Below are 26,697 nucleotides of genomic sequence, written 5' to 3'. Positions count from 1 at the left end.
ACAGACAAGGAAGCCCCATGCAACTCGTGGAACGTTTTCAACTGTTTGCCAACAGCCCAGAGCTTAAAACGGCAGAGCGTAAAGAGCGCTATAAGCAAGTGTTGGCCTTTATGCAGCGGCTTTATGGGCCTAGCGATGCCGATATGGTGCGCCATTTAAAACATACGTATTTCACTGGCGAGGTGGTGCGCTTGGCGCCGGGGCAAAAACTTTTGTCCCCGCCTTATCAAGGCTTTTACCGGAGTCAGGCGTTTATGGCGGCGGCGCTTTCGGCGCCAGAGGTCACGCAGGCCTATTTGGATGAGTGCTTTGCGCAGTTGGAGATTTTTCCGGGGGTTTTGCCACAGCTTTCAGCACATTATTATCAATGGGTCATGGGCGGGGGGTTGATTAACTACCCGCTGCTGAGCGACGCTTGGCAGGAATTAATAAAGTTTGCCGAGCGCCATGATGCCTTTAAAAGCATTAAGGGTGGCGATGCGCTGAAAAAGTTTTTCCACAGTATCGTGTATTTTAATCCTGCATCACTTGTTGCAATTGAGCCGTTACTGAACTATTTCTCTTTGCGCTTCGATTTTTCTGTATTGAGCTCAAGTACTGCCGATGCATTAATCCGCTTTATGGTGCCTGCATTGCGCGGTGATCTTATTGAGGGTGGTCCAGAGGTTTATGAGCACCCCGCAGTGCTGCGCTTTTTTACCTTATTGCTAAGCGGTGAACTGCCTGAGCCTTTCTTAAGTTTTTGCCGCGAACATTACGATGCGCTGCCTGCCGATCAACGAGTGACCTTCGATGGAAAACGCCTTTTATTGCCTGCTCAGCAGTGAGTCTGCTGAGCACTGCGCCCAAGTGGAGTGCTTTCTGGGCCCCGATAAGCCTGTGCTGGACGACGATGTGGCCGAGCCTTGGCAAGCTTGCTACCGGGCGCTGGAGTTTGTCGTAGAGCCTGTGTACCTACAGCGCGAAGACAACCGCCGCCTGTGGGCCGGTTGGGATATTCATGCCGGTTTTGAAGTGGCGCAAACCCTGATCGCAGCCTGCCGCGAGGCGGGCTGTGAGGTTTGGGTGCCCACCTTGTGGTTAGGCGGCGATGTGCTGGCTATCGAAAACCCACACGACCTCTACGCCCCCAAAGCGCTGAAAATGCTCAAAGAAGATTCGGTGTTTGATGAGAGCAAATTAATTAAGCTGCTTAAAAAACGCTTGCCTGATGCTTAACCAAGCAACAACAGCGTATTTAATACACCTTGTAGGGCGGGTCATTTGACCCGCGCTGCAACTATTAAAATCCTCCCGATAATCATTAACCCCATCACGTAATCACCGTGCTTTAGCTATTTAACAGTGAGCGACTGAGAGCCCTAATTTCGCCTCCCGGCGACTTACTATTCTTTACGAAAGAATAGTAAGCACAAGAAACAGGCCCCCAACATTGGCTCGGCTGCGCCGAGTTCCCTCGCTCCAGACTGCTTACAGAGGCCCAGCCCGAAGGACCATCCATGGCCCATCGGGCTTTGCGCGGCATCCCTGCCGCTTAACCTCTTCCAGCAGCCTTCCACTCGGCCTGCTGGAGGGGGCATTGGTGCAAGTCGATGGTTTGGCGGTTTCAATATTTAGGCTGTTTGAGCTCGCGCACTTCAATTTTTCATATTTGGAAAACGCATGTCGTGCGAAGGCGCCAACCCCTTCGTGTTCGGCTGAGCAGAGGGTTTGCGCAGCGGGGCGCGAGACAAGGATGTCGAGCGAGTGGCGATGGGCCAGGATGGCCCTTCGCCGCGACCCGTGGAGCAGGCCCGGCGCGAAGGGAGTTTGGCCGCAGGCCAAACCCGGACACAGGGTGCCCTTCTTCTTTGGTTACTTTCTTCTTGGGCACGCAAGAAGAAAGTGACGCGCCGGGAAGGCGCAAAAAATGGTTCAGCGCGATCAGCAATCAGCTTGGCACCTCAACCCTCGTGAAACACGGAAAGCAGAGCAAGGGCCAGTACGCCGGATTACGCCGTTAGCTAACCCGGCCTACGACCATCAAGCTAACGAATCACGGCATCCGATACATCGCACACACCTTATTCCCCGCCGGATCCAGCAGGTAGGCCAAGTACAGCTTCATCCCCGCGCCCTCGCGCACGCCGGGCGCGTCTTCAATGGCTACACCGCCGTTGGCTAGGCCTGCCGCGTGCCAGGCGTTTACTTCATCGGCACTCTTAGCGCTAAAGCCGATGGTGCTGCCGTTGCCTTTGCTGGCCGGCTGGCCGTCGATGGGCTTAGTGAGGGCAAACACATCGTGCTTGCTGAAGTAAAAGCAGCGGCCTTTGGGGTCGATCACGCCTTCTGGGTAACCGAGCACCGCCAAGGTGGCGTCGTAGAAGGTTTTCGATTGTTGAATATCGTTAGCGCCGAGCATCACGTGACTGAACATGGCATTTCCTTGCAGTGCATGCGGTGGATGAAGGGAGTCGCGGGCGGTGAGCGCGCGACGAGCTATCAGTGGATAGCAGATTTACGCCACGCCCGCGAGCCGCTTATCACCCAGCATTCACAGCCCACACAGGCGGCACGCTGGTCTGGCCACTTCCTGCAAGGGTTAAGTGTGAGCGCTCAATCGCTTAAGCTTGGTCACCTTATTGGTCTTTGTGTGCCGGCGTTTTTATCCGCCAGCACCATCAACCACCACTGAGGAGCCTATGAATTCCCTTCCCTCCCACATGTGCGGCGTTGTGTTAACCGGCTACGGCGAACTGGATCAGCTGCATTACCAAAATGACTTGCCCGTGCCGCAACCCGGCCCGCAGGAAGTGCTGATTCGCGTTGGCGCAGCGGCGGTGAACAACACCGATATCAATGTGCGCATCGGCTGGTATAACCGCAACGGCGATGGCGAAGCCGCCGGCTGGAGCGGCCAAGCGCTGCAACTGCCGCGCGTGCAAGGTGCCGATGTGTGCGGCGAGATTGTCGCCATCGGCAAAGGCGTAGTGCCCGAGCGCTTGGGTCAGCGCGTGCTGGTCGACCCATGTTTTTGGCAGCAGCATGGCCAAGCACTCAGCCAGCCGTGGTACATGGGTTACGACTGCGACGGCGGCTTTGCCGAATACGTCTGCGTGCCCAGCGACAACGCCTATGCCGTGCGCAGCGCGCTGAGCGATAGCGAGTTGGCGTCTTTCCCGTGCTCGTATTCCACGGCGGAAAACTTACTCACCAAAGCCCGCGTCAGCGCCAGCGACACTGTGCTGGTAACGGGCGCCTCAGGCGGTGTGGGCTCGGCGGCGGTGCAGCTGGCCAAAGCACGCGGCGCGCGGGTATTGGCAGTCACCAGCGCGAGCAAAGCGGCAGATCTGCTGGCCTTGGGCGCCGAGCAAACCCTCGACCGCCAACAGCCGCTCAACGAGCAACTGGCCGATAACAGCGTGGATGTGGTGATTGATTTGGTCGGTGGCGAACAATGGCCGCAGCTGCTCGACGTGCTCAAGCCGCAAGGCCGCTATGCGGTGTCCGGCGCTATCGGCGGCGCGCATGTCAGCCTCGACCTGCGCACCTTATACCTCAAAGACCTGAGCTTCTTTGGCTGTACTGTGCTGGAGCCCGGTGTGTTTGCGCAGCTGGTGGCGCGTATCGAGCATGGCCAGATCAAACCCTTGGTCGCCGCTCGCTACCCGCTACAAGATATCGCCCAAGCGCAGCAGGCGTTTCTGGCCAAGCAGCACACCGGCAAGATTGTGCTGACGGTGCGCTAAAGCCGCTTTTTGCAGCGCTCCGCGCAAGGCTCATCTAAGGTGAAGTAACCGCCTTAACGGAGCACCGCGATGGAACTGGTTGCCATGCTGAAGATTCTTGCCACGCAGGATGGCTCGGATCTGTACTTATCGACCGGCGCACCGCCGTGCGCCAAGTTCAATGGCGTGCTTAAACCGCTGTCGAACGAGGCGCTTAAACCCGGCGAAGTGGCCGAGATTGCGGCCTCGGTGATGGATGACGAGCAGCGAGAAGAGTTTCACCACCAGCTGGAAATGAACCTCGCCATGTCGGTGCCGGGCGTGGGGCGCTTTCGCATCAACATTTTTAAGCAGCGCAACGAAGTGTCGATTGTGGCGCGCAATATCAAGTTGGATATCCCGCTGTTTGCCGATCTCAAACTGCCCGAAGTGCTGCTGAAAGTGGTGATGGAAAAACGCGGCTTAGTGCTGTTTGTCGGCGGCACCGGCTCGGGCAAATCCACCTCGCTGGCCGCGCTGATCGACCACCGCAACCACAACAGCGGCGGGCATATCATCACCATCGAAGACCCAGTGGAGTACGTGCACCGACACCGTAAATCGATCATCAACCAGCGCGAAGTGGGCGTGGATACGCGCAGTTTTCAAGCAGCGCTGAAGAACACCCTGCGCCAAGCGCCGGATGTAATCTTGATCGGCGAGATTCGCGACCGCGAAACCATGGAGCACGCGCTGGCCTTTGCCGACACCGGGCATTTGGCATCTCCACCCTGCACGCCAACAACGCCAATCAGGCGCTGGATCGGATCATTAACTTCTTCCCCGAAGAACGCCGCCCGCAGCTGCTCAACGACTTGGGCAACAACCTCAAAGCCTTTGTTAGCCAACGCTTGGTGAAAACCCTCGACGGCAAGCGCCGTGCGGCGGTGGAAATCCTTTTAGGCACGGCGACCATCAGCGACATCATCAAGCGCGGCGACTTCAACCTGATCAAAGAAGTGATGGAAAAGTCCCGCACACTGGGCATGCAGACCTTCGACCAAGCGCTGATCGAACTGGTCCGTGAAGGCGCCATCAGCGAAGAAGAAGCGACGAAAAACGCCGACTCGGCGAACAATGTGCGCCTGCAACTGAAACTGCACCGCGATCAGCCCGCCGCCGCATCCACAGCAACCCCCGCACCTGCGCCGGCAGCGCCTGCGCCACAACCCATGGCAGCACCAAGCATGGCCGACAGCAAAGCCTGGGGCTTAGAGCTGACGCTGGAAGATATCGACGAGCCCGACGACGAAGAGCCGCCTAAAGAGGGCCAATAACCAGCCCTTCAACAACAACGGCGCCCGCAGGCGCCGTTGTCTTATTAGCAAACCACTTAGGCCGCCGGCATATCCACATCCAGCAACTGGTTGTTGCTATACAGGCCTTTTTGCAGCAAGGCAAAGGCGCCTTCGCGGTCGCCTTCGGCCACCAGCAAGCGGGCCAGTTCGGCGGCGGCATGCGGCAAGTTGGCGAAGCTCAGGCTAGCCTCGAAGTATTCCCGCGCCTTGCCCCATAGCTGATTACGCAGGCACAGACGGCCCAAGGTAAGCAGCAGCTGGGCATCTTGCGGATGCTCTTTCAGCCAGCCCTCGGCCACTTTTAGCTGGCGTGCGGCATCGCTGCCACGCACCTGACCGTACAGGGCGACCAAGTCGGCGCGGTAGTCTTGCTCGATAGCTTTGCGCAGCACCTTCTCGGCCTCTTCGCCGGCGCCTAGGCGTTTTAATTGCTCGGCGTACAGGCCCAACAAGGCGGGGTCGTCGCGACGCTTAGCCGGCAAGGCTTGCCATGCTTGGGTGAGCGGCTGCAGGCTCAATTCGCCCTCGCCTTCGCCACTGTCGGCGGCTTCCGTCAAGCGCACATGCCAGGCTTCTAGCTCCAGTGCATCTAAGTGCGCCGGCGGGAAGATACCTTGCTTGCGCAGCTCGGGCAGCAGCTGGCAAAGCTTGCTCCACTGATCGCTGTGCTCGTACAGGTTGGCCAATTGACGCAGCAGCTGCGGCTGACGCGGATGGCTATCCCGCAGCGGCTCGAGCAACGCGGCGGCTTGCGCGGGGTCGCCGCGCTCGGCCAGCAACTCGGCGCGGGTCAGTGCCAGCGGCAAGTCACCTTTGGGTGCTACAGCTTGTGCTTGCGCCAGCAGGGCATCGCACTCGTCGTATTGGCCCAGCTCGTTGGCAGCCTGCGCCGCGCCTAAGTAGAACGGCAACGGCTGCTTGCTGCCTTCGGCGGCTTTTTTCAGGTGCACCAGTGCGCGCGCCCAACGACCTTCGGCCAGCTCCAAGAAGCCATCCAAACTGGCGCGCTCAATGCGCTTGGCTTTGTGGTGCCGCGACCACGGGTTAAGCGCGCTGTTGGATACCTTGAGCATGCCCAGCAGTAAGCGCAGCAGCCACACCACGGCCCACAACACCAACAACAGGGCGAGGAAGATCCACAGGCTCGACTCGAAGCGCACTTGCTTGTATGACACCAGCACATAGCCGGGGTGCTCGGTCAGCGCCCACGCCACTAAGGCAATCGGCGCGGCGATCAGCAGTAGTTTGAACAGGCGGAGCAACCAGCGCATCACTCACCCCCTTGCACGGCGGGCTCGACGGGCTGAGCCGCCGGAGCGGGCTTAAGCAGCAAATCTTTGCGTTCGCGCTGGGCCAGATACAGCTGATAGGCCGTTAAGGTGTCGGCAACGCTCGGCAGGGTGACATCCACCGGCTGTGCGGCCAGTTCTTTCAAGCGCTGGCGCACATTGCGCACTTCGGCGTGCTCCAGCGGGAAATAGCGCTCAATGATGCGCCCGGCTTGCTTGAGGGCATCTTTGTACACCGCCGGGTCGCCGTTAAACACGCTCCACTGCGCTTGCTGCAAGGTCAGGCTCAGGGCCAGCTGCACTTGCTCTAAGCTTTCGCCGGCGAGCAGTGGGCGGATGCTTTCTTCGGCGGCCACATCGATGCGCACATAGGCCGATAGCTTGCTCAGCCATTGCTTCCACTCTGGGTCGCTGTCGTTGGCGGCAAGCAGCGGCGGTTCAGCATCGGCGTCGTAATCTGAGGGCAGCGGCTTTAAGGCAAACAGTTGCTCACGCAGGGCCGAGAGTTGCAGGAACAAGCCCGTGCGGTCGATGGCCGGCAGCATGCGCAGTGCTTCGATGCTCTTGGCCAGCTGCTCGCGGGCGCCATAAGCGGCGGGGTCGTCTTGTTCACGCAGAATATTATCGGCGGCCAGCAACAGCGCGGTGGCGCCTTGGCTGTCGCGCAGGCTCTGCAAACGCAGGCTGGCAAGGCGCACTAAGTGCTCACCTTCGGCCAAGCGCCAATCTTGGCGACTACGGTCCAGCAAGCTAGACAGACGCTGATCAAACTGTTGCTGCGCCTGTTGCACGGCGGCAAGCGCCGCTTGCTGCTCGCTCAGCCCCGCTTGCGACGGCATTTGCGTGACGGCCTGCTGCAGTTCGCTCTGCAAACTGGCTAGGGCTTGTTGTTGGTTCTGCAGGGTTTGCTGCGCGGCTATTAGCGCTGGATCAGGCTCTGGCTCGGCGGCTACGGCCTGCACCTGTTGGCGCTGAAATTCTTGCCAAGCGGCCCAGCCACCCGCGCCGGCGCCCGCCAAGGCGATCAGCAGGGCGAGTAACGACAGGCCGGTGCCCGACGATTTCGCCGCTGGCTTGGCTGAGGTGGGCTCACTCTTAGCCACTGTCACGGGCGTCTCGGCGGCTTTGTCCACATGAGCCGCCGGTTGTTGTTCAGGTTTATCGCTCACCCTTGCTCCCCCTTCGTGTTGTTATGCCTTGCCGAGCCTTACAGCGGCTCTAGCAAGGTGATGCGTTCTTCATCTTCCAGCATTGGTTGGATCACTGCCACCGTGGCCAAACGCTCCGGCGACTGATGCCACACCTGCCAGCTGGCCAGATCACGCATGGTGACGATCACCACGCGATGGTTCGGCCGTTGCAGATCGGCAAAGGCTTCCCCGGAAATAAACCCCGGCGCATTCACCGCCGCCTGAATCACTTGGCGGATGGCCATTTCGTAGGCGCCTTCCAGCCCTTCGGCAATCTCGCGTTCAATCAGTACCTTAAGCATGTCGTACTCCTCGCTTGCGCGTTCTCGATCACCTTAAGTAAAGCTGATGGCCTCAGGCGCGGCCGGCAGACTGGCCAATAACTCGTCGCTGCGTAGCCCTTTAAGCACATGCACGCGCCGCGCACCGTGCTCGCGCGCCTGCTCGGCAACCCGCTCGCTGGGCACCAGCAAGACCCGTTCGCAGACCTCCGGCCAGTCGATGCCAGTGCTGCGCAGCAGGTGCTCTAAGGCTTGCGCACTGGACAGCACAATGCCATTGATCGCCGCTTGCTCCAACTCAGCCGCTATTTCACCGGGCAAATAGTGCGGTGCTTCGCGGCGGTAAAGCTCCAGCACATCCAAGGCGATGCCACGGCCTTGCACTTGCTCGCTTAACCAATCGCGCCCACCTTCGCCGCGCACCAACAGCACGCGCGCGCTGGGTACCGCCAAGGCCGCTTGCACCTCGGGCAGCGCCCACAGAGCTTCGCTGTCGCGGCCTGCCGCGGGGTAGGCCACGTTTAAGCCGTAATCGGCGAGCAGTTCTGCCGTGCCGGGGCCAACACAGGCCCACAACTGGCGCGCCGGTGGTTGCGGCCAGTATTGATCGACCCGTTCGATCATCAAGCGCGCCGCCGTTTTGCTCACCACAATGACCAAGCTGTAGCGGTCGAGATCGAGCAGCAGACTGCGCTGTACCGGCGTTTCTGCCATTGGCTTGAGCGCCAGCATCGGCAGCGCCCGGGCCACAATGCCGGCAGCGGCTAACTCCGGCAGCTGCGCTTGGCATTCATCCGCCGGGCGGGTAAGCAGCAGACGCCAAGGGCTCATGCCGGCGGGTTGTCGCTGTACACAGCCGCGAGAATTTCCCCGGCACCCTGCATCAACAGCGCCTCGGCCACTTGCACGCCCAACGCTTCCGGCGCTTGCGCCGGGCCATAGGCTTCGGCACGCAGCAGGCGGGTGCCTTGCGGCTCGCCAACTAAACCGCGCAAGTACAACTGGTCGTTATCCAGCGTCGCGTAGCAGGCAATCGGCACCTGACAGCCGCCGTTTAGGCGGGTGTTCAGCGCGCGCTCGGCACGTACACGTAAGGCGGTGGGCTCATGGTGCAGCGGCGCCAACAAGGCCTGCACGCGGCTATCGGCCACCCGGCATTCGATACCCACAGCGCCTTGGCCACCAGCCGGCAGGCTGTCTACATCGCTGATCGCGCTCTTGATGCGTTCGGCAAAGCCCAAGCGAATCAAACCGGCGGCGGCGAGAATAATCGCGTCGTACTCGCCGGCATCCAGCTTGGCCAAACGGGTGTTGACGTTGCCGCGCAGAAAGCGGATCTCCAGATCGGGCCGGCGCGCCAGCAACTGGGCTTGGCGGCGCAGGCTAGAAGTGCCGACCACACTGCCCTGCGGCAGCTCGTCGAGACTGGCATAGGTGTTGGAGACAAACGCATCGCGCGGGTCTTCGCGCTCGCAGATGCAGTACAGCCCCAGGCCTTCGGGGAACTCCATCGGCACGTCTTTCATCGAGTGCACGGCGATGTCGGCCTCGTCGGCCAGCAAGGCGTTTTCCAGCTCTTTAACGAACAAGCCTTTGCCGCCGATTTTCGCCAGCGGCGCATCCAGCAGCTTGTCGCCGCGGCTGACCATGGGCAGCAAGGTGACGGTTAAGCCCGGGTGGGCCTGTTCAAGACGGTCTTTAACGTAATTGGCCTGCCACAGCGCCAGAGCGCTCTGGCGGGTGGCAATGCGCAGGGTGTTGGCGTGAGCCATAACGCGGCAGCTCCAGAACAAAACTGCGGCGATGATAGCACGCGCTTAACGCGCGGCTTTTTGACTGAAGGCAGGTAGCCGCGCAGCTGCGCGTTACAGGTGTTGCATGAGCTTACGCAGACCCGCCACATGCCGGCGGCTGACCGTCAGGCTGTCTTCCTCCAGCCCGCGCAGGTGCAGCTGGAAGTGCCCCAAGGGCGTGCGATGCAGACGTTCGATACGTTCGCGCATGACCAAGGCATTACGGTGGATGCGCACCAGCTGGTCGCCAAATTCGTCTTCCAGCGATTTCAGTGGCTCATCCAGCAGCACTTCGCCGCCTTCGTGGCGCAAGGTCACGTATTTGTGATCGGCCATGAAATACAGCACTTGCTCCAGCGGAATCAGCTCGATGCCCTTGCGCGTGCGGGCGCTGATGTGGCTGCGCGCTTGCGCGTGACCGGCGTCGTCTTCCAGCGGTTTGGTGAGCGTTGCCAGTTGCACACGATTGGGCCGCTCGGCCTTTTTCAGTGCCTCCGAGAGCTGCTCTAGGCGCACCGGCTTCACCAAGTAGCCTACCGCGCTGACTTGAAATGCCTCAAGGGCAAACTCATCGTGCGCGGTGCAGAAGATCACCGCCGGTGGCGCATCCAGCTCGCACAGTCTAGCGGCCACCTGCAAGCCATCCAGACCGGGCATGCGGATGTCCAGCAAGACAATGTCAGGCTTCAAGCGCTCGACCAGGCCCAGCGCCTCTTCGCCATTGGTGGCCATGGGCTCAAGCACACGGTACCCGTTGATTTGCCCGACTAAACGGGCCAGGCGCTCACGCGCCAGTGGTTCATCATCGACAATCAGTACATTCATAGCGCTCAGGCTTCCGGCATGAGTCTCGAACAAGGATAGCTCAGCGTGGCAATGTAGCGACCCGCGTGCCGCTGAGCCGAGATCAAGGCCTCGCTGCCAAACAACACCTGAAGTCTGGCTTGGATATTCTCCAATGCCAGATGGGTGCCGGTGGACTCCACCACCTCCTGCGCCGCACACGGATTACTTACTTCTAGGCGTAGCAGCTGACCGTCCCACGCGCCAGTCACAATCACTTCGCCACCTTCAATCCGTGGCTGAATGCCGTAGATCAAAGCGTTCTCGAGCAAGGGTTGCAGGGTGAGCTGCGGTATTGGCAGATCATCGGGGATACCTGCGACATCCCAGCGCATTTGCAGACGATCGCCCAAACGATACTGCTCAATCGACAGGTAGCGCCGGCATAAATCCAGCTCTTCGGCCCAGCGCACTAACGTGCCGGGCTTAGCCAAGCTGGCGCGGAACAAATCAGATAAATCCAGCACCGCCTGTTCGGCTTTGTCGGCATCCACGGCAATCAGGCTGGCAATGCTATTCAAGCTGTTGAATAAAAAATGCGGGCGAATCCGCGCTTGCAGCGATTGGATGCGTGCCAGCAGTTCGGCTTGGCGTTGCAGGCGCCACTGTGATTGCAGCCAGAAGTAACGCAGCACCAGCGCCGAGACGATCAGACTGATCGCGCCATTACGCAGATAACGCTCTTCGCCGGATTCCGGCAGCACCACAAAAAGGCGCAGAGTTTCCGCCGCCAGCGTGCAGGCCAAGGTCAGCAGCACCACCAAGAGCAGGCATAACAAACCGGCACTGCGCGGGCTAAGCAGCGCCAAGCGTGGCCGCAAGGCACACAGCATGGCCGCCGAGAGCAGCACATTCCACTGCACAAACAGCGAGGTCAGTGCCAAGCGCGACCAGTCAAAACTGCCAGCAAAGGGCTCGGCCAGCACCAGCACTAAGACCAGCAATTCGGCCATCACTACTAGAGTGAACACCGCCTCGCTGGTACACAGCGACGGCACAAAAAAATCATCGTCGCCCAGAAAGGGGCTGCGCTCACTGTCCTTCGCCAACTTGGCCATGGGGTTTCCTTGCGTAATGACTGGCTAACGCGGTGCCGGCACGCCCAGTGCAGGGCTGTGCGCTGGCTGCGCCCGCGTTACACGGCGCCTCTTGTCGCAGAGCCTAGCGCGACTGACAAGCCACGCAGGCCATGCGGGCAAAAAAACGCCCTGAAATGCTATGATCGGCGCACTTTTGCCAATCGATAAGCAGGTTTTTGTCCATGAGCCAGCACACCAATCAGTCTTGGGGCGGTCGTTTCAGTGAGCCCGTCGACGCCTTCGTGGCCCGTTTTACCGCCTCGGTAGACTTCGACAAGCGCCTGTACAAACACGACATTCAGGGCTCCATCGCCCACGCCACCATGCTGGCCAAAGTCGGTGTGTTAAGCGACGCCGAGCGCGACACTATCATCGACGGCCTGAACGCCATTCGCGGCGAAATCGAAGCGGGTAACTTCGACTGGCGCGTCGACCTCGAAGACGTGCACATGAACATCGAAGCCAAGCTCACCGAGCGTATCGGCATCACCGGCAAAAAACTGCACACCGGCCGCAGCCGTAACGACCAAGTCGCCACCGACATTCGCCTGTGGCTGCGCGAAGAAATCGACGTCATCTTGGCCGAAATCAGCCGCCTGCAAGACGGCCTACTGAGCCAAGCCGAGCAACACGCCGAGGTGATCATGCCCGGCTTCACCCACCTGCAAACCGCGCAGCCGGTGACCTTTGGCCACCACTTGCTGGCGTGGTTCGAAATGCTCAGTCGCGATTACGAGCGCTTGGTCGATTGCCGCAAGCGGGTTAACCGCATGCCGCTGGGCTCAGCGGCACTGGCCGGCACCACCTACCCGATCGAGCGCAGCATCACCTGCGAACTGCTGGGCTTTGAGGCCATCTCCGGCAACTCGCTGGATGGCGTGTCGGACCGCGACTTCGCCATCGAATTCTGCGCTGCCGCGAGCCTGGCGATGATGCACCTGTCGCGCTTCTCTGAAGAATTGGTGCTGTGGACCAGCGCGCAGTTCAACTTCATCGACCTGCCAGATCGTTTCTGCACTGGCTCGTCGATCATGCCGCAAAAGAAAAACCCCGACGTACCTGAGCTGGTGCGCGGCAAAAGTGGCCGCGTCTACGGCCACCTGATGGGCCTGCTGACCCTGATGAAAAGCCAGCCGCTGGCCTACAACAAAGACAACCAAGAAGACAAAGAGCCGTTGTTCGACGCCGTGGATACCCTGCGCGACAGCCTGCGCGCCTTTGCCGACATGATCCCGGCCATCCAGCCCAAGGTTGAAGTGATGCGCGAAGCGGCGCGGCGTGGTTTCTCCACCGCCACCGACTTGGCCGACTACTTGGTACGTAAAGGCCTGCCGTTCCGCGACTGCCACGAAATCGTCGGCAAAGCGGTGAAATACGGCGTCGATAGCGGCAAAGACCTCGCCGAAATGAGCTTGGACGAGCTGCGCCAGTTCAGCGAGCAGATCACCGACGACGTGTTCGCCGTGCTGACGCTAGAAGGCTCGGTCGGCGCCCGCGACCACATCGGCGGCACCGCACCCAAGCAAGTGCGCGCGGCAGTTGGCCGTGGTCGCGAGCTGCTGGCTAACCGCTAAACCAGCAACACCGCCCGGAGGCTGCCATGCGTTGGCGTAAAGCGCGCTCCAGTGACAACGTGATCGACGCGCGCGGCCGTGGTGGCCGGCGCGGCGGTGGCAAGCTCACCTTAGGCGGTGTGGCTATTGTGGTGGTGGTCGGTTTGCTGATGGGTGAAGACCCGCTGCAAATCCTCGGCAAGCTGGCCGGCCAAGCGCTTACCCAACAAAGCGCGCCCAGCAGCGCCAGCACCGGCAGCAACGAAGAGGTGGCGTTTGTGAAAGCCATCTTGGGCGATACCGAAGACACTTGGCAGGCGCTGTTTAGCGCCAGCGGGCAACGCTACCCCGAGCCCAAGTTGGTGCTGTTCTCCGGCCAAGTGCAATCGGCCTGCGGCTTTGCCAGCGCCGCCGTGGGGCCGTTTTACTGCCCCGGCGATCGCCGTGTGTATCTGGATTTACAGTTCTTCAGCGAGATGGCCACGCGCTTTCGCGCCGCCGGCGACTTTGCCCAAGCCTATGTGATCGCTCACGAAGTGGGCCACCACGTGCAAACCGTGCTGGGTATCTCGAGCAAAGTGCAGCAAGCACGCCAACGCGGCCAGCGCGTGGAAGGCGATAACGGCCTGTTGGTGCGCCAAGAGCTGCAAGCCGACTGTTTTGCCGGCGTGTGGGCTCATCATGCGCAGGCGCGTCATAAATGGCTAGAGCCCGGCGACATCGACGAAGCACTCAACGCTGCGCATGCCATTGGCGATGACACCCTGCAACGCCAAGCCCAAGGCCGCGTGGTGCCCGACGCCTTTACCCACGGCACAGCCGCGCAGCGCCAGCACTGGTTTAGCCAAGGTTTTCAGCACGGCCAACCCAGCCAATGCGACACCTTCAGCGCACAACGCCTGTAAGCCCAGCTCCACAGCACGAAACTTGCGCACGCCCCTTACTCTGCTAAACCTGCTTAAGAGGCCAGCTCTTTTGCAGGACGCCACTTCCCCTTGAGGACGACTCGCGCTTTGGCCTGAAATAAGCCATTCAGGACACGCTTATGAATCGTCAAAGTTTGAAATTACGCTTGGGCCTGTTCATCGTCACGCTAGTGACCTTGCTGCTCTTGGGCTTTGCCTACTACGGCTACCACAACACGCAAACCACCCGCAGCGAACAAATCAACGCCTCGATTGAGCGTCTGAGCAAACGCCTGCAACTGTCGTTACCGGGGCCGCTGTGGAATTACGAGAAAGGCTTTGTCGAGTCGGCCATCCGCTCCGAGATGAACGACCCCAGCGTGGCGATGATCCTGATCAGCAACGAAGGCAAGCTGATCTCCGGCTTTCGCAAGGATGACGACGGCACCATCCGCACCCTACAAGAGCTGCCGAAAAGCCTGCCGGAAGGCATTCTCACCCAACCCCTCATCTACCAAGACGGCGACGAGAAAAACCGCGTCGGCCAAGCCGATTTGCTGATCAGCGATGCGCTGCTTAAAAGCGAGCTGCGCAGCTTGCTGATTCGCTCGCTGGTGCAGGCCCTAGTGCTGGATGTGGTGATCATCTTTATTCTCATGAGCCTGATGCACAGCAACGTGCTCAAGCCGCTGCACCACATGAACAGCGCGCTCAGCGAGCTGGCCCAAGGCGGTGGCGACCTCACCCACCGCTTGAAGATCAAGCGCCTCGATGAAGTCGGCACTTTAGGCGCCAGCACCAACCAGTTTCTGGAAAAACTGCAGCAAATTATTCGCGACATCAAAGGACTGTCTGCGCAAGTCAGAAGCAGCGCGCAGAGCAGCCAAACCCACAGTCAGGCCAATGTGCGCGGCATCGAAGCGCAGCAAAGCGAGCTGGATCAAGTGGCCACCGCGGTGACACAAATGACCAGCGCGGTAGAGGAAGTGGCGCGCAATGCCACGCAAACCTCACAAGTCACCGACGAAGCCTCCAGCTTCGTCAATCGCGCCGCCGAGGTGTCGCACAACGCCAATCAGGCCATCGGCAAGCTGGTCACCGATATCCAACAGGTCGCCTCCCTCACCGAGTCGCTGGCCGAAGAAAGCAACGAAATCGACAAGGTTATCGAGGTGATCAACGCGATTGCCGAGCAAACCAACCTGCTGGCCTTAAACGCCGCCATCGAAGCCGCGCGCGCCGGCGAAATGGGCCGCGGCTTTGCCGTGGTCGCCGACGAAGTGCGTGTGCTCGCCAGCCGCACGCGCAACTCCACCGAAGAAATCCGCACCATCATCGGCCGCCTGCAAGAAGCCACCGGCAAGGTGGTGCACGCCATGGGCCAAAGCTGCCAATACGCCAGCGATGTGGGCCGCGAATCGGAAGACGTGCAGCACTCAGTGAGCAACATCAACGAGAAGATGAACAAGGTGCGCGAGATGAACATCTACATCGCGCAGGCCGCCGAAGAGCAGCACAGCGTGGCCGAAAGCATCAACAAAAGCGTTACCCGCATCGCCCAGCTCAACCACGAAAACACCCAAAGCATCAGCATTGGCCAACAAGAAATCGACAAACTCAACCAGCTTTCGGCTCAGCTTGACCGGCTGATCGACCGTTTCAGCGTTTAGGAGTACTCATGCGCCGCCTCTCTTGCCTCACCACCTTAGCCCTTGGCCTGAGCCTTTGCGCCAGTGCCTACGCCGACACCTTTCAACTGAACAGCCTCGACTGGCCGCCTTACACCGGCGCCAAACTGCCCGAGCAAGGCACCTCGGCGAAAGCCGTTAAAGAAGCCTTCGGCAAAGGCGGACACAAAGTCAGCGTGAAGATTCTGCCGTGGCAGCGCGCGGTGGATACCGCTAAATCAGACCCAAGCATCGTCGGCTACTTTCCCGAGTATTACGACGCCAGCCTCGACTGCGTGTTCTCCGACCCCATCGGCACCGGCCCACTGGGTTTTGCGCAAAACAGCAGCAAACCGATCAGCTGGCAAAACCTCGACGACCTCAAGGGTCTGCGCATCGGCGTGGTGGCCGGCTACGTGAACACAGCCGAATTTGACGAACGCGCCAGCAAAGGCCAACTCAACGCCGATGCCACGCAAAGCGACGAACAAAATCTGATCAAGCTGGCCAACGGCCGACTCGACCTCGCCGTGATTGACCGCAACGTGATGGATTACCTGCTCACTAACTCGCCAAAACTGGCGGCACTGAAAGACCAGCTGCAGTTCAACGCAACGCTACTGGAAGACAAAACGCTGCACATTTGCTTCACCAACGACGCCAGCGGCAAGGCCGCCGCCGACGCTTTTAAACAAGCTCAAGGAAACTAACCGCTGGAGAACACCCAATGCCCATCAAGCAATTACTCGCAGGCATCGCCCTACTGTGCGCCAGCCTAGCGCAGGCCGACACCATCACCGCCGCTGGCGACCCTTGGCCACCGTTTCTCGACCCCGAACACGCTAAGCAAGGCGTAGCGGTAGAGATAGTCACGGCCGCGCTGGCCAGCCAAGGCCACACCCTGAAATTTAGCTTTATGCCTTGGCAGCGTGCGTTGGATGGCGTGAAAGACGGCTCCATCGACATCCTCGTCGGCGCTTGGCACACCCAAGAGCGCGAAGCCTATTTAATGTTTGGTGACGCTTACCTGTCGAATGACCTCAAGTTCATCAAACGCAAAGGCGACAGCTTTGCCTACACCGGCATCGACAGCCTCAAAGGTAAAAACATCGGCACCGTACGCGGCTATGGCTACGGCGACGAATTTGCCAATGCCACCCACTTCAAAAAGCAAGAAGCCGCCGAGCTAATGCCCAGCATTCTGAAACTGGCAGGCGGGCGGATTGACCTGACGCTGGAAGACGAAGTCGTGGCGCGCAGCATGATCAGCAAGAAAGACCCAGCCCTGCTCGAGCAACTGGAGTTTGTCGACCCGCCGCTGTCGAGCAACCCACTGCACATCGCCACCGGGCAAAAAAACGCCAACAAAACCAACATCATCGACGCCTTTAACAAGGGCCTTGCGGCGATTAAAGCCGACGGCACATTCGATGACATTCTGACGCGTAATGGCTTGAAGTAACGCGCCCTAGGCGTGCACAACCTTGTGCACGCCTTCGGCACACTCACTGCACATTCATTGCAACTGATACTTAGCCTTCAGCGCAGCAATCTGCTCGGCCTGCGCGGCCAAAAACGCGTTGAACTGCTCGATCAGCGCCGCATGCTTGAGGCTGGCCAATTGATAGCTGCCTTGGGTGTGCGGCAAGCCAGCATCGAACACCAGCGCATCGGGCTGCTGGATGTTCTCGCGCAGCAGGTAGCGCGCCACGTCGACGTTCATGTACACACCATCCACTCGGCCATTAATGCCCTGCTGCAACGAGGCATCGAAAGCGGTAACTTCCTGCACTTTGAGGCTGCCGGCCTTGATGCGATCCAGATAGTCCCACGCGGTAAAACCACGCACAGTGCCGAGGCTCTTTAAGCTATCGGCGCCGGCGCCGACTTTGCTCGGCAACACCATTACCCCGTCAATGGCCTGCACCACCGAAGCGGAATAGCTGATGCTCTTACCGGCCTTGGCGTCTTGTTGCCAGTTGGGGTTGTCGGGGTATTTGAAATCGACCTGCCCTTCCAGAAACGCCGGGTACAAACGGCTGATCGGCAGCGGCTTGTAGTCGAAACGAATGCCCTGCTGGGCGGCAAACAGGTCCAGCACATCACGGGCGAAGCCCTGATAATCGCCACCTTTGGCGCGGTAGTGCGGGTAGTAGTCGAGGTCTTCGACGCCAACTACATAGGTATCTTGAGCCTGCCCAAGGGTTGGGCTTAACGCCAAACACAGCGCAAAAAAACCACGCAGCCAGCCGTGCAGCCAAGAGTGCAGCCAAGAACGCAGAGAGCAGCGCATAGTACGGTCCTCGCTAACAACACGGCAGACCCCAACGGCCTGCCCTTGTTGTTAGCCTAGTCGGCCTCGGCGCGACTGCCAGACCAGCTGTCAGGGCCGCTCGCCGCGCGCAAGGCGCTGTTCGATGTCAGCCAACACCGCGCCAAGCTCGGCCACACTGGCGATCACATAATGCGCGCCGGCCTCGGCGAGCGGCTGGCTGGCCAGCGCCAGGCGCTGCTCACGCTCGGCTTGCTGCAGCGCTTGCCACTGCGCCCAGTTCAGGCCCATGGCATTGCCCGAGGCCGCTAAACCCACCGTCCACATGCCGGCGTTATGGCCCTCGAGAATGCCCGGCACGGTGTCGTCCACCTTCACGCAGGCGGCGACATGGCTCACGGCTAAACGCTGCACGTTCTCCAGCGCCATCCACGGACCGGGGCGCCCTCCGGCTGGTAGGTCGTCGGTGGCGATGGCTTCGTCGGGGGCGATACCGGCGGCGCGAGCGTGCGGCAGTAGGGCATCCATCACCACGCGCGGGTAGCCGGAACAAGAGCCGATCTTCAAACCCCGCTCACGCAGTGCTTGCAAACACTCGCGGGCACCGGGAATCGGTGCCGAGTAATCGGCCACCCGCTCGATTTGCAGCGGCATAAAAGCAGCGTACAGGCGATCCACATCAGCGCTGCTCATCGGCGCGCCAAAGCGGGCCTGCCAACGGGCGGCTACCGCTGGCAACTGACCCAGCGCCTGAATGTGCTGCCACTTACCAAGCCCCATGGGAGTGCGGGCCTCATCAAGGCTAACTTGGACATCTTGCGCGGCAAACACGTCGAGCAGTACTTGGGTGGGGGCAAACGAACCGAAGTCGACCAAGGTGCCGGCCCAATCAAAGATGACCGCCTGCAAAGCCCCGCGATGGTTAGTTACTGAGTTCATGCGGCACACTCCTTAGGGGCTTGCCAGCCCATATCGGCTAAAGCGCTGCCCAATGCAGCTAGGGCCTGCTGTATATCGGCGCGATTTATGGCGCCAATACAACCAACACGGAAGGTTTCCAGCGCCGTAAGCTTGCCGGGGTAAAGAATGAAGCCGCGCTCACGCGCTGCCTGGTACAGCCTGCCAAAGCCATAACCGGCAAGCCGCGGCGCGTGCACGGTAACGATGATCGGCGCCTGACACGCTGGGGGCAGATAAGTCTCCAGCCCTAACTCACGCAGCCCAGCCAGCAGTGCTTCTGCGTTATCGCGGTAACGGGCCAGCCGCGCAGCTTGGCCACCCTCGGCGTGATAACTATCCAAAGCACTGCGCAACGCCGCCAGCACGTGGGTCGGCGGCGTATAGCGCCATTGCCCCGTGCGCGCCATATAGGCGTGCTGGTCATACAGATCCAACGCCAACGAGTGGCTATTGCCTTGCGCAGCACTCAAGGCTTGTCGCTCAACCAATACAAAACCCATGCCCGGCACGCCTTCTAAGCACTTGTTGGCGGAGGCAATCAGGGCGGTAAACGGCAGGCGGCGCGCATCTACTGGCAAAGCGCCAAACGCACTCATGCTGTCGACCAACAAGCCGCGCCCCTCTGCGGCCACCACCTCTGCCAGCGCCTGTAATGGATTCAGCAAGCCGGTGCTGGTTTCGCAATGAATCACCCCAACATGGGTAACTTCCGGGTGCACGCTGAGGTAAGCCGCCAGCGCCTTGGGGCAAGCCGGTTGATCGTCAGCAAACTCCAACACCTGCACGGCGCGGCCCATCACTTCGGTGAGCTGCGCCATGCGCCGCCCGTAAGCGCCGTTGACCAGAACCAGCAGGCAGCCATCGCGGGGCACTAACGTGCCTACGGCGGCTTCCACGGCGAAGGTGCCGGAGCCTTGTAGCGGCACGCACACATGGCTGGCTTCGGCGTTGGCGATGCGTAATAAGTCGCGGCAGATGCCAGCGGTTAGCTCGTTAAAGGCGCTGTCCCACGAGCCCCAGTCGCGCAGCATGGCGCTTTTGGTAGCGAGGCTAGTGGTCAGTGGGCCGGGAGTCAGCAATAGCGGTTCGCGCATAAGGGCCTCCGTTATGCCTGCGCGCGGCGGCGCGGCGGTTGATTCAGCTGCAAGCAAACCCAACCGCGTGCAGCGGCGATCTGGCGTAATTGCGCATTAGGGTTGGTGGGTACCGGCTGGCTCACCCACTCCAGCAGCGGCAAGTCGTTGTGCGAGTCGCTGTAAAAGGTGCTGTGGGTGGCGTGCTGGCCACGGCTGGCCAGCCAGCGCTCTAGGCAATGCACTTTGCCTTGCCCATAAGTAGGCTCACCGGCGCCACGCCCGGTAAAGCGGCCGTCGCTGCGCTCACAGGGCACGCCGAAGATGTACCTAAAGCCCAGCGCGCGACCAATCGGGGCGACCAAGAAGTCTTCACTGGCGGAGATCAGCAACAGCTCATCGCCAGCGCGGCGGTGCTGGTCGAGCAAATCCCAGCTTTGTGCATACAGGCGCGGCACTATGTGCTCCTGCACAAACAGCGCAACCTCTGTATTGACCTCGCGCTCGCTGCGTCCGGCCAAAGGCGCCAAGGTCAGGGCCAGATAGGCCTGCATGTCGAGGCCGCGCTCGTGGTAATCGGCCATCAAGGCTTGGTGCGCGGCGGCAAACGCCTGCGCCTCCACCCAGCCGAGGCGCTGCATGTGTTCACCCCACAACTGCGAGCAGTCGCCGGCCAGCAGGGTGTGATCCAAATCGAAAATGGCCAGGTTGGCACCGGGCATGTGAGTCTCCAAAGGGGCAGCGAAAACATGCCGCTCAGTATCGGCAGCCACTCTGGCCTAGCCCAGACACCACCCCTTAGCCGCTGACCAAGTTTTGCTTAACCCTTGTCACATGCCTGTCATGCGCCTGCCGTTTACTGCCAACCCATCACATGACTGACTAGGTATAAGCAGACCATGACCAGCCTGCCGCCACTCAACGCCCTGCGCGCCTTCGAGGCCTCGGCCCGCTTGGGCAGCTTTACCCGCGCCGGGGAAGAACTGCATGTCACCCAAGCGGCGGTCAGCCAGCAGGTCAAACTGCTGGAGCGGCACTTGGACTGCCAACTGTTTATTCGCGAAGCCAAAGGCCTGCGCCTCACCGATATTGGTCGCAGCTATTTGCCGCCGCTGACCCAAGCCTTCCATAACCTGCACAGCAGCACCGAAGAGCTGTTCGGCGAACGCAGCCGCACGCAGATCTCGGTCAAGGCCTCCAGCTCGTTTGCCGAGCACTTTCTCGCCCCGCGCTTGCATCGCTTTCTCGCCGAATACCCGCGTTTTCGCCTGCGCATCAGCTCATCGCCATGGACCGTGTTCGAGGATGACAGCAACGCCGATGTGGAGATCTGCAACGGCTACGGCGACTGGAGCAACCGCCAAGTCGAGCGCCTGACCACCGAGCATTGGCTGGTGGTATGCAGCCCAGAAACGCTGGATCAGCGCGGCGCGCCGGGCTCGGCCCGCGAGCTGTGCGAGTGGCCGCTGTACAGCGTGCTCGGCTACCGCGAAGGCTGGCATCAGTGGCTGGCCTGCCAACAAGTGGACGGCTTGGCACCGCCAGCGGCGCTGGAGTTCGACACCACCACCTTGGCCATGCAGGCCGTGCGGCGTGGCGATGGCGTGCTGCTAACGCGCAGCTTTTTGGTCGAAGACGCGCTGCGCGACGGCAGCTTAGTACGCCCCCACGCCGGGGTAATGGCCACCCGTGGCGGGCACTATTTAGTCTGCCAACGCGGCGATCAGCGCCCCAAAGTACTGGCCTTCTGCGACTGGCTAAAGCGCGAAGTACGCCACCACGGCGCGGGGCTGCGCCGTTGGTAAGCCTTGGACTAGCCCAAGGCGACCTCAGCAGTGCCCCAAGAAAATCTGGGGCATATGCCGCCACCCCGTCACACCGCTGCAATACGGCCTGCCTAGCATCCTCCCTCAATCTCACCCCGCAAGCCCAAGCTGCGGTTATAACGACCTAGGAGTGATTCACCATGCGTAAGCCGTTAAAGCACCTGCTGGCCTTGTCCGGCACCTTGTTCGCCCTCACCGCGCAGGCCAATACCGAGCTGACCGTGTACACCGCGCTGGAAGCCGAAGACCTGCAAAAGTACGCCGAGCGCTTTAACCAAGATCACCCGGAGATCACCATCAAGTGGGTGCGTGACTCCACCGGCATCATCACCGCCCGCTTGTTGGCCGAGAAAGACAACCCGCGCGCCGATGCGGTATGGGGCTTAGCCGGCACCAGCCTGATGCTGCTGCAACAGCAAGGCCTGCTGGAAGGCTACGCGCCCAAAGGCGTCGAGCAGCTGAACCCGCTGTACCGCGACAAGCAAAACCCGCCGCAGTGGGTTGGTATGGACGCATGGATGGCGGCGATCTGCTTCAACACCGTCGAAGCGAAGAAGCACAACCTGACCCCGCCGACCAGCTGGCAAGACCTGACCAAGCCGGAGTACCAGAACCACATCGTCATGCCGCATCCGGCCTCCTCCGGCACTGGCTATTTAGATGTGTCGGCTTGGCTGCAAACCTTTGGCGAAGACAAAGGCTGGGCTTACATGGATGGCCTGCACCAGAACATCAAGAGCTACACCCATTCCGGCTCCAAGCCCTGCAAGATGGCCGCCAGCGGTGAAGCCGCGATCGGTATCTCGTTCGCCTTCCGTGGTGCCCGCGAGAAAGAAAACGGCGCGCCGCTGGAGCTGATCTTCCCCAGCGAAGGCCTCGGCTGGGAGATGGAAGCCGCCGCCATCATCAAAGGCAAGCAAAGCGACGCTGCCAAGACCCTGCTCGACTGGGCGGTGAGCGAAAAAGCCAACCAGCTGTACAACGAAGGCTATGCCATCGTGGCCATGCCGGGCGTGGCCAAGCCGGTTAAGCACTTCCCCGCCGAGCCGGAAAAGCTGCTGATTAAGAATGACTTCACGTGGGCTGCCGCTAACCGCGAGCGCATCCTCAGCCAGTGGCAGAGCCGTTACGAAGGCAAAGCCGAAGCGCAATAACCGTTCGCCACGCCGCGCGCCGTTGCCTTGCAGCGGCGCGCGGCCGTTTACACAAGGAGTTGCCATGCACGCTCATGGATTAAGCCTGTCGGGAATCAACAAACACTTTGGCGCCTTCCACGCCCTGCGCGATATCCAACTGAATATCGCCGCCGGTGAGCTGGTGTGCTTTCTCGGCCCCTCGGGCTGCGGCAAGACCACCCTGCTGCGCATCATCGCCGGGCTGGAGCAACACGACAGCGGCCAGCTGCAACAAAACGGCCGTGACATCGGCAACCTGCCGCCGCGCGAGCGTGACTTTGGCATTGTCTTTCAGTCCTATGCGCTGTTCCCCAACCTCAGCGTGTTCGACAACGTGGCCTTCGGCCTGCGCAGCCTGAAGTGGCCCAAGGCGAAAATCGCCGCGCGCGTCGCCGAGCTACTGGCACTGATTGGCCTGAGCGATCAGGCGCGCAAATACCCCAATCAACTCTCGGGCGGCCAGCAGCAGCGTGTGGCTTTGGCCCGCGCGATGGCCCCGGAGCCGGGCCTACTGCTGCTCGATGAGCCGCTTTCGGCGCTGGATGCGCGCGTGCGCCAACACCTGCGCCGCGAGATTCGCAGCCTGCAACAGCAACTCGGCGTGACCACCATTTTGGTCACCCACGACCAAGAAGAGGCGCTGACCATGGCCGACCGCGTGGTGGTGATGAACCACGGCGTGATCGAACAAATCGGCACCCCGCTGGAGATCTACCAACACCCAGCCAGCGCCTTTGTTGCCGACTTTATTGGCGCGATGAACTTTGTCGACTCCACCCTGCTGGGCCCCGAACAAGCGCAAGTCGGTGAGCATGTGCTGCGTTTAGCGCACACCCACGGCAAGCAAGGCAGTGCCCTGCGCCTGGCGATTCGCCCGGAAGAAGTCGAACTGTGCCGCCCCAGCGCCGACAGCCTGCCGGTGGTGGTCGAGCAGCTGGATTTTCTCGGCACCTTTATCCGCTCGCGGGTGCATGTGCCGTGCCTGCAACAGCGTTTGATCGTCGATATTGACCCGCGCAGTGCGCGCGCCTTGGCCTTGGCCGAAGGCCAGCAACTGGGCCTGCGCCTGCCGCAAGAAGCCCTGCGCTGCTTTGCCGCGTAACGGCCTTGGCCTGAAGGAAGACCTTGTGACTGTTTCCGCTACCGCATTACCCCCGGCCCGCTGGGCCCTCACCGCGTGGCAACGCGAGCGCCTGCGCTGGGCCTTGTGGCTGGTTGCCGCGCTGGGCCTGTTTGCCGTGCTGCTGCTCGGCCCGCTGTACAGCTTGCTGTCTAAGAGTGTTGCCGATGGCAACGGCGCCTTCGTCGGCTTGGCTAACTTTGAGGCCTATTTCGCCAGCGGCGGGATTGCCCGTGGCTTAAGCCATTCGCTGTGGATTGCCAGCGCCAGCACGGTGATCGTGGTCAGCCTAGCCTTTGCCAGCGCCTGGGCGCTGACCCGCACCCGTTTGCCGCTGCGCGGTGGCATTCAGGCACTGCTGATGCTGCCGATTCTCGCCCCGTCGCTATTGCCGGCGCTGAGTTTGATCTACCTGTTCGGCGAGCAAGGCATCTTTAAAAGCTGGCTGGGCGAGACCTCCATCTACGGCCCACTGGGCATAGTGCTCGGCTCGTGCTTCTGGACCTTTCCGCATGCGCTGATGATTCTAATCACCGCCATGCGCCACGCCGATGCGCGCCACTACGAGGCCGCCGAAGTGCTGCGCGCCTCCAGCCTGCGCACCTTCTTCACCGTCACCCTGCCGGGGGCGCGCTACGGCTTGGTCAGTGCCGCCTTTGTGGTGTTTATTCTGGTGTTTACCGACTTCGGCGTGCCTAAGGTGATCGGCGGCAACTACGAGGTGCTGGCCACCGACATCTACAAACAGGTGATCGGCCAACAAAAATTCGAGATGGGCGCGGTGATCAGCGTGTTGCTGCTGTTACCGGCGCTGCTGGCCTTTGTCGCCGACCGTTGGGTGCAGCGCAAACAAGCCGCCAGCCTCACCGCGCGCGCCGTGCCTTATCAACCCAAAGCCAACCTGCGCCGCGAACTGACCGGCGCCGCCTTGCTCACCCCGGTGCTGGGCTTTATTGGCTTAGTCATCGGCATGGCGATCTATGCCTCGCTGGTGCGCTACTGGCCGTATAACTTGGAACTGAGCCTGCGTAACTACGAATTTGGCCGCATGGATGGCGGCGGTTGGACGGCCTACGGCAACTCGCTGACCCTCGCCGCGCTGACCATGCTGGTCGGCACCGCCGTGGTGTTCTTCAATGCTTGGCTGAGCGAGCGCACCCCGCAGCCCAAGCCGCTGCTGGCACTGTTCCAACTGTGCAGCCTGTTGCCGCTGGCGGTGCCGGGGCTGACTTTGGGCTTGGCGTATATCTTCTTCTTTAACCACCCCAGCAACCCGCTCAACGGCCTGTACGGCAGCATGGCGATTCTGGTGCTGTGCACGGTGGCGCACTTCTATTCGGTGGCGCACCTCACCGCGCTGACGGCATTGAAGCAGCTGGATCACGAGTTCGAGGCCGTCGGCCAGTCGCTGCGCGCCTCGCGCTGGCGCATGCTGCGGCAAATCACCCTGCCGCTATCGGCCCCGGCGCTGTTGGATATCGCCCTGTATTTGTTCGTCAATGCGATGACCACCGTCTCAGCGGTGATCTTCCTCTACGGCCCGGACACCGCGCTGGCCGCCGTGGCGGTACTGAACATGGACGAAGCCGGCGACACCGCCCCCGCAGCGGCCATGGCGGTGACCATCATGGCTACCTGCTTGCTCGCTAAATTGCTGCACGGCGCGCTGAGCGCGTGGCTCAGCCGACACACCCAACACTGGCGCGGCGGCCGCTAAATGAGTGGCCTGAGCCTGCTGTTGGTACTGCTCTCGGCCATCGCCCACGCCAGTTGGAATCTGGCCGGCAAGAAGGCCAGCCCGACGCTGGGCTACTTCTGCTTGGCCTCGTGGTGGGGCTTTCTGCTTGGCCTGCCGCTGGTGCTCGGCTTGGCCTGGCCGCTGCTCACCGCCTTAACGCTGGAGATCTGGGGCTGGCTGCTGCTCACCGGGCTGTGCCAATGCCTGTATTTGTGGGGGCTGGCACGCGCCTACCAACAGGGCGAGCTGTCGGCGCTGTACCCGCTGATCCGCTCGTCACCGCTGATTTTGCTGCTGCTCGGCAGCCTCCTGTTGGGCACCGCCGAACGCATCAGCACGCAAGCCGTGGTGGGTATCGTGCTGATCGTCGGCGGCTGCTTTTTTCTGCCCATGCAGCGCTTTAGCGACTGGCACTGGCGCAATTACCTCAACCAAGCGACCTTGTTCGCCCTGCTGGCGGCCAGCGCTACCGCCGGTTATTCGCTGGTCGATGACATCGCCACCCGCGCCATGCGCCAACTGCCCGGCCATGGCCTCAGCGACGGCGGCATTGCCTTGGTGTATGTGGTGCTGCAGGCCGGCACCGCCAGCCTGTGGACGAGCCTCGCCATGCTGCTGCCCAGCGAACGCGCGCAACTGCGCGGGCAGCCCATGGCCTGGCGCAGCAGTGTGTTTACTGGGGTGATGATGCTGGTCACTTACGCCTTAGTAGTGTGGGCCATGGCCTACGCCAGCGATGTCAGCTACGTGGTGGCGCTGCGCCAAGTGAGCATCCCGCTCGGCGTGGGCCTGGGCATCGCCCTGCTTGGCGAGCGCATGACGCTGCCCAAGCTACTCGGCGTGAGCATTGTGGTCGGCGGGCTGGTGCTGGTGGTGCTCGGTTAGGCCG

At 61.1% G+C, this 26,697-nt stretch carries 25 protein-coding genes and 1 pseudogene; 14 read left to right on the top strand and 12 right to left on the bottom strand.

Going from position 1 to position 26,697, the window contains the following annotated elements; translation table 11 throughout:
* The first annotated feature begins 17 nt into the window (after positions 1–17).
* Entirely contained in the window at positions 18–827 is an 810-nt protein-coding gene (locus BMX80_RS10630) for a hypothetical protein (RefSeq protein WP_074868140.1), read from the top strand.
* Entirely contained in the window at positions 793–1,218 is a 426-nt protein-coding gene (locus BMX80_RS10625) for a hypothetical protein (protein WP_074868137.1), read from the top strand. The genes BMX80_RS10630 and BMX80_RS10625 overlap by 35 nt, the downstream gene beginning before the upstream one ends.
* A gap of 817 nt (positions 1,219–2,035) precedes the next feature.
* Here BMX80_RS10625 and BMX80_RS10620 read toward each other — a convergent pair.
* Positions 2,036–2,416, bottom strand: a complete 381-nt coding sequence (locus BMX80_RS10620) for a VOC family protein (protein WP_074868134.1) — start codon at positions 2,414–2,416, stop codon at positions 2,036–2,038.
* A gap of 265 nt (positions 2,417–2,681) precedes the next feature.
* Between BMX80_RS10620 and BMX80_RS10615 the strand changes: the two genes are divergently transcribed.
* Positions 2,682–3,728: an alcohol dehydrogenase family protein gene (locus BMX80_RS10615; RefSeq protein WP_074868130.1), complete on the top strand. Its 1,047-nt coding sequence runs from the start codon at positions 2,682–2,684 to the stop codon at positions 3,726–3,728.
* A 69-nt stretch (positions 3,729–3,797) separates the two neighbouring features.
* Positions 3,798–5,023: pseudogene (locus BMX80_RS10610) on the top strand (PilT/PilU family type 4a pilus ATPase).
* Between the two features lie 56 nt (positions 5,024–5,079).
* Here BMX80_RS10610 and BMX80_RS10605 read toward each other — a convergent pair.
* The 7 genes from BMX80_RS10605 to BMX80_RS10575 form a co-directional block, all read right to left on the bottom strand.
* Positions 5,080–6,306: a heme biosynthesis protein HemY gene (locus BMX80_RS10605; protein ID WP_074868230.1), complete on the bottom strand. Its 1,227-nt coding sequence runs from the start codon at positions 6,304–6,306 to the stop codon at positions 5,080–5,082.
* Positions 6,307–6,314: 8 nt separating this feature from the next.
* Positions 6,315–7,502 carry a uroporphyrinogen-III C-methyltransferase gene (locus tag BMX80_RS10600; RefSeq protein WP_074868128.1) on the bottom strand — a complete coding sequence of 396 codons (1,188 nt, stop codon included), beginning with the start codon at positions 7,500–7,502 and terminating at the stop codon, positions 6,315–6,317.
* A gap of 38 nt (positions 7,503–7,540) precedes the next feature.
* Positions 7,541–7,825: an antibiotic biosynthesis monooxygenase family protein gene (locus BMX80_RS10595; RefSeq protein WP_071872301.1), complete on the bottom strand. Its 285-nt coding sequence runs from the start codon at positions 7,823–7,825 to the stop codon at positions 7,541–7,543.
* Between the two features lie 33 nt (positions 7,826–7,858).
* Positions 7,859–8,635, bottom strand: coding sequence for a uroporphyrinogen-III synthase (locus BMX80_RS10590; protein WP_074868119.1), 777 nt, complete (start codon positions 8,633–8,635; stop codon positions 7,859–7,861).
* Positions 8,632–9,576: a hydroxymethylbilane synthase gene (gene hemC / locus BMX80_RS10585; protein WP_074868116.1), complete on the bottom strand. Its 945-nt coding sequence runs from the start codon at positions 9,574–9,576 to the stop codon at positions 8,632–8,634. Before hemC ends, BMX80_RS10590 begins: the two co-directional genes overlap by 4 nt.
* 93 nt (positions 9,577–9,669) lie before the next feature.
* Positions 9,670–10,422, bottom strand: coding sequence for a LytR/AlgR family response regulator transcription factor (locus BMX80_RS10580; protein WP_071872298.1), 753 nt, complete (start codon positions 10,420–10,422; stop codon positions 9,670–9,672).
* A 5-nt stretch (positions 10,423–10,427) separates the two neighbouring features.
* Positions 10,428–11,498 carry a sensor histidine kinase gene (locus BMX80_RS10575; RefSeq protein ID WP_071872297.1) on the bottom strand — a complete coding sequence of 357 codons (1,071 nt, stop codon included), beginning with the start codon at positions 11,496–11,498 and terminating at the stop codon, positions 10,428–10,430.
* Positions 11,499–11,701: 203 nt separating this feature from the next.
* Between BMX80_RS10575 and argH the strand changes: the two genes are divergently transcribed.
* From argH to BMX80_RS10550, 5 genes are all read left to right on the top strand, one after another.
* Positions 11,702–13,093, top strand: coding sequence for an argininosuccinate lyase (gene argH / locus BMX80_RS10570; RefSeq protein ID WP_074868113.1), 1,392 nt, complete (start codon positions 11,702–11,704; stop codon positions 13,091–13,093).
* A gap of 26 nt (positions 13,094–13,119) precedes the next feature.
* Complete coding sequence (gene ypfJ / locus BMX80_RS10565; RefSeq protein WP_074868110.1) at positions 13,120–13,977, top strand: KPN_02809 family neutral zinc metallopeptidase; 858 nt, start codon at positions 13,120–13,122, stop codon at positions 13,975–13,977.
* Positions 13,978–14,117: 140 nt separating this feature from the next.
* Positions 14,118–15,647: a methyl-accepting chemotaxis protein gene (locus BMX80_RS10560; protein ID WP_074868107.1), complete on the top strand. Its 1,530-nt coding sequence runs from the start codon at positions 14,118–14,120 to the stop codon at positions 15,645–15,647.
* A gap of 8 nt (positions 15,648–15,655) precedes the next feature.
* Positions 15,656–16,354, top strand: a complete 699-nt coding sequence (locus BMX80_RS10555; protein ID WP_074868104.1) for a substrate-binding periplasmic protein — start codon at positions 15,656–15,658, stop codon at positions 16,352–16,354.
* A gap of 17 nt (positions 16,355–16,371) precedes the next feature.
* Positions 16,372–17,106 (top strand): substrate-binding periplasmic protein, encoded by a 735-nt coding sequence (locus tag BMX80_RS10550; RefSeq protein WP_074868101.1) that lies wholly within the window; start codon positions 16,372–16,374, stop codon positions 17,104–17,106.
* 54 nt (positions 17,107–17,160) lie between these two features.
* On the opposite strand, the gene BMX80_RS10545 is transcribed toward BMX80_RS10550, so the two are convergent.
* From BMX80_RS10545 to BMX80_RS10530, 4 genes are all read right to left on the bottom strand, one after another.
* Positions 17,161–17,937 (bottom strand): substrate-binding periplasmic protein, encoded by a 777-nt coding sequence (locus BMX80_RS10545; protein WP_083394304.1) that lies wholly within the window; start codon positions 17,935–17,937, stop codon positions 17,161–17,163.
* A 90-nt stretch (positions 17,938–18,027) separates the two neighbouring features.
* Entirely contained in the window at positions 18,028–18,855 is an 828-nt protein-coding gene (gene phnX, locus BMX80_RS10540; protein ID WP_074868099.1) for a phosphonoacetaldehyde hydrolase, read from the bottom strand.
* A complete protein-coding gene (locus BMX80_RS10535) occupies positions 18,852–19,970 on the bottom strand; it encodes a 2-aminoethylphosphonate--pyruvate transaminase (protein ID WP_074868096.1) in 1,119 nt (372 codons plus the stop codon). The genes phnX and BMX80_RS10535 overlap by 4 nt, the downstream gene beginning before the upstream one ends.
* 11 nt (positions 19,971–19,981) lie before the next feature.
* Complete coding sequence (locus BMX80_RS10530) at positions 19,982–20,671, bottom strand: HAD family hydrolase (protein WP_074868094.1); 690 nt, start codon at positions 20,669–20,671, stop codon at positions 19,982–19,984.
* Between the two features lie 177 nt (positions 20,672–20,848).
* On the opposite strand from BMX80_RS10530, the gene BMX80_RS10525 reads away from it, so the two are divergent.
* From BMX80_RS10525 to BMX80_RS10505, 5 genes are all read left to right on the top strand, one after another.
* Positions 20,849–21,754, top strand: a complete 906-nt coding sequence (locus BMX80_RS10525) for a LysR substrate-binding domain-containing protein (RefSeq protein ID WP_074868092.1) — start codon at positions 20,849–20,851, stop codon at positions 21,752–21,754.
* 161 nt (positions 21,755–21,915) lie between these two features.
* The gene (locus tag BMX80_RS10520) at positions 21,916–22,929 is read left to right on the top strand and encodes a putative 2-aminoethylphosphonate ABC transporter substrate-binding protein (protein WP_074868089.1); all 1,014 of its coding nucleotides are present in this window, start codon (positions 21,916–21,918) and stop codon (positions 22,927–22,929) included.
* Between the two features lie 64 nt (positions 22,930–22,993).
* On the top strand, positions 22,994–24,052 hold the full coding sequence (locus tag BMX80_RS10515) for a putative 2-aminoethylphosphonate ABC transporter ATP-binding protein (RefSeq protein WP_071872284.1): 1,059 nt from the start codon (positions 22,994–22,996) through the stop codon (positions 24,050–24,052).
* A gap of 25 nt (positions 24,053–24,077) precedes the next feature.
* Positions 24,078–25,787 carry a putative 2-aminoethylphosphonate ABC transporter permease subunit gene (locus BMX80_RS10510; RefSeq protein ID WP_074868086.1) on the top strand — a complete coding sequence of 570 codons (1,710 nt, stop codon included), beginning with the start codon at positions 24,078–24,080 and terminating at the stop codon, positions 25,785–25,787.
* Entirely contained in the window at positions 25,788–26,693 is a 906-nt protein-coding gene (locus tag BMX80_RS10505; RefSeq protein WP_074868083.1) for an EamA family transporter, read from the top strand.
* Positions 26,694–26,697 lie beyond the last annotated feature (4 nt).

This window comes from Atopomonas hussainii, assembly GCF_900109735.1.
Lineage (GTDB): Bacteria > Pseudomonadota > Gammaproteobacteria > Pseudomonadales > Pseudomonadaceae > Atopomonas > Atopomonas hussainii.
This window is presented reverse-complemented; position numbering and strand designations above follow the sequence as displayed.

Excerpts from the sequence above, each read along its gene's own strand:
- BMX80_RS10515 (WP_071872284.1), top strand. The coding sequence starts at position 22,994 with ATGCACGCTCATGGATTAAGCCTGTCGGGAATCAACAAACACTTTGGC.
- BMX80_RS10520 (WP_074868089.1), top strand. The coding sequence starts at position 21,916 with ATGCGTAAGCCGTTAAAGCACCTGCTGGCCTTGTCCGGCACCTTGTTC.
- BMX80_RS10560 (WP_074868107.1), top strand. The coding sequence starts at position 14,118 with ATGAATCGTCAAAGTTTGAAATTACGCTTGGGCCTGTTCATCGTCACG.
- argH (WP_074868113.1), top strand. The coding sequence starts at position 11,702 with ATGAGCCAGCACACCAATCAGTCTTGGGGCGGTCGTTTCAGTGAGCCC.
- hemC (WP_074868116.1), bottom strand. The coding sequence starts at position 9,576 with ATGGCTCACGCCAACACCCTGCGCATTGCCACCCGCCAGAGCGCTCTG.
- BMX80_RS10505 (WP_074868083.1), top strand. The coding sequence starts at position 25,788 with ATGAGTGGCCTGAGCCTGCTGTTGGTACTGCTCTCGGCCATCGCCCAC.
- BMX80_RS10530 (WP_074868094.1), bottom strand. The coding sequence starts at position 20,671 with ATGCCCGGTGCCAACCTGGCCATTTTCGATTTGGATCACACCCTGCTG.
- BMX80_RS10575 (WP_071872297.1), bottom strand. The coding sequence starts at position 11,498 with ATGGCCAAGTTGGCGAAGGACAGTGAGCGCAGCCCCTTTCTGGGCGAC.
- BMX80_RS10595 (WP_071872301.1), bottom strand. The coding sequence starts at position 7,825 with ATGCTTAAGGTACTGATTGAACGCGAGATTGCCGAAGGGCTGGAAGGC.
- BMX80_RS10615 (WP_074868130.1), top strand. The coding sequence starts at position 2,682 with ATGAATTCCCTTCCCTCCCACATGTGCGGCGTTGTGTTAACCGGCTAC.
- BMX80_RS10620 (WP_074868134.1), bottom strand. The coding sequence starts at position 2,416 with ATGTTCAGTCACGTGATGCTCGGCGCTAACGATATTCAACAATCGAAA.
- BMX80_RS10550 (WP_074868101.1), top strand. The coding sequence starts at position 16,372 with ATGCCCATCAAGCAATTACTCGCAGGCATCGCCCTACTGTGCGCCAGC.
- BMX80_RS10535 (WP_074868096.1), bottom strand. The coding sequence starts at position 19,970 with ATGCGCGAACCGCTATTGCTGACTCCCGGCCCACTGACCACTAGCCTC.
- ypfJ (WP_074868110.1), top strand. The coding sequence starts at position 13,120 with ATGCGTTGGCGTAAAGCGCGCTCCAGTGACAACGTGATCGACGCGCGC.
- BMX80_RS10590 (WP_074868119.1), bottom strand. The coding sequence starts at position 8,635 with ATGAGCCCTTGGCGTCTGCTGCTTACCCGCCCGGCGGATGAATGCCAA.
- BMX80_RS10630 (WP_074868140.1), top strand. The coding sequence starts at position 18 with ATGCAACTCGTGGAACGTTTTCAACTGTTTGCCAACAGCCCAGAGCTT.
- BMX80_RS10580 (WP_071872298.1), bottom strand. The coding sequence starts at position 10,422 with ATGAATGTACTGATTGTCGATGATGAACCACTGGCGCGTGAGCGCCTG.
- BMX80_RS10525 (WP_074868092.1), top strand. The coding sequence starts at position 20,849 with ATGACCAGCCTGCCGCCACTCAACGCCCTGCGCGCCTTCGAGGCCTCG.
- BMX80_RS10625 (WP_074868137.1), top strand. The coding sequence starts at position 793 with ATGGAAAACGCCTTTTATTGCCTGCTCAGCAGTGAGTCTGCTGAGCAC.
- BMX80_RS10545 (WP_083394304.1), bottom strand. The coding sequence starts at position 17,937 with ATGCGCTGCTCTCTGCGTTCTTGGCTGCACTCTTGGCTGCACGGCTGG.
- BMX80_RS10555 (WP_074868104.1), top strand. The coding sequence starts at position 15,656 with ATGCGCCGCCTCTCTTGCCTCACCACCTTAGCCCTTGGCCTGAGCCTT.
- phnX (WP_074868099.1), bottom strand. The coding sequence starts at position 18,855 with ATGAACTCAGTAACTAACCATCGCGGGGCTTTGCAGGCGGTCATCTTT.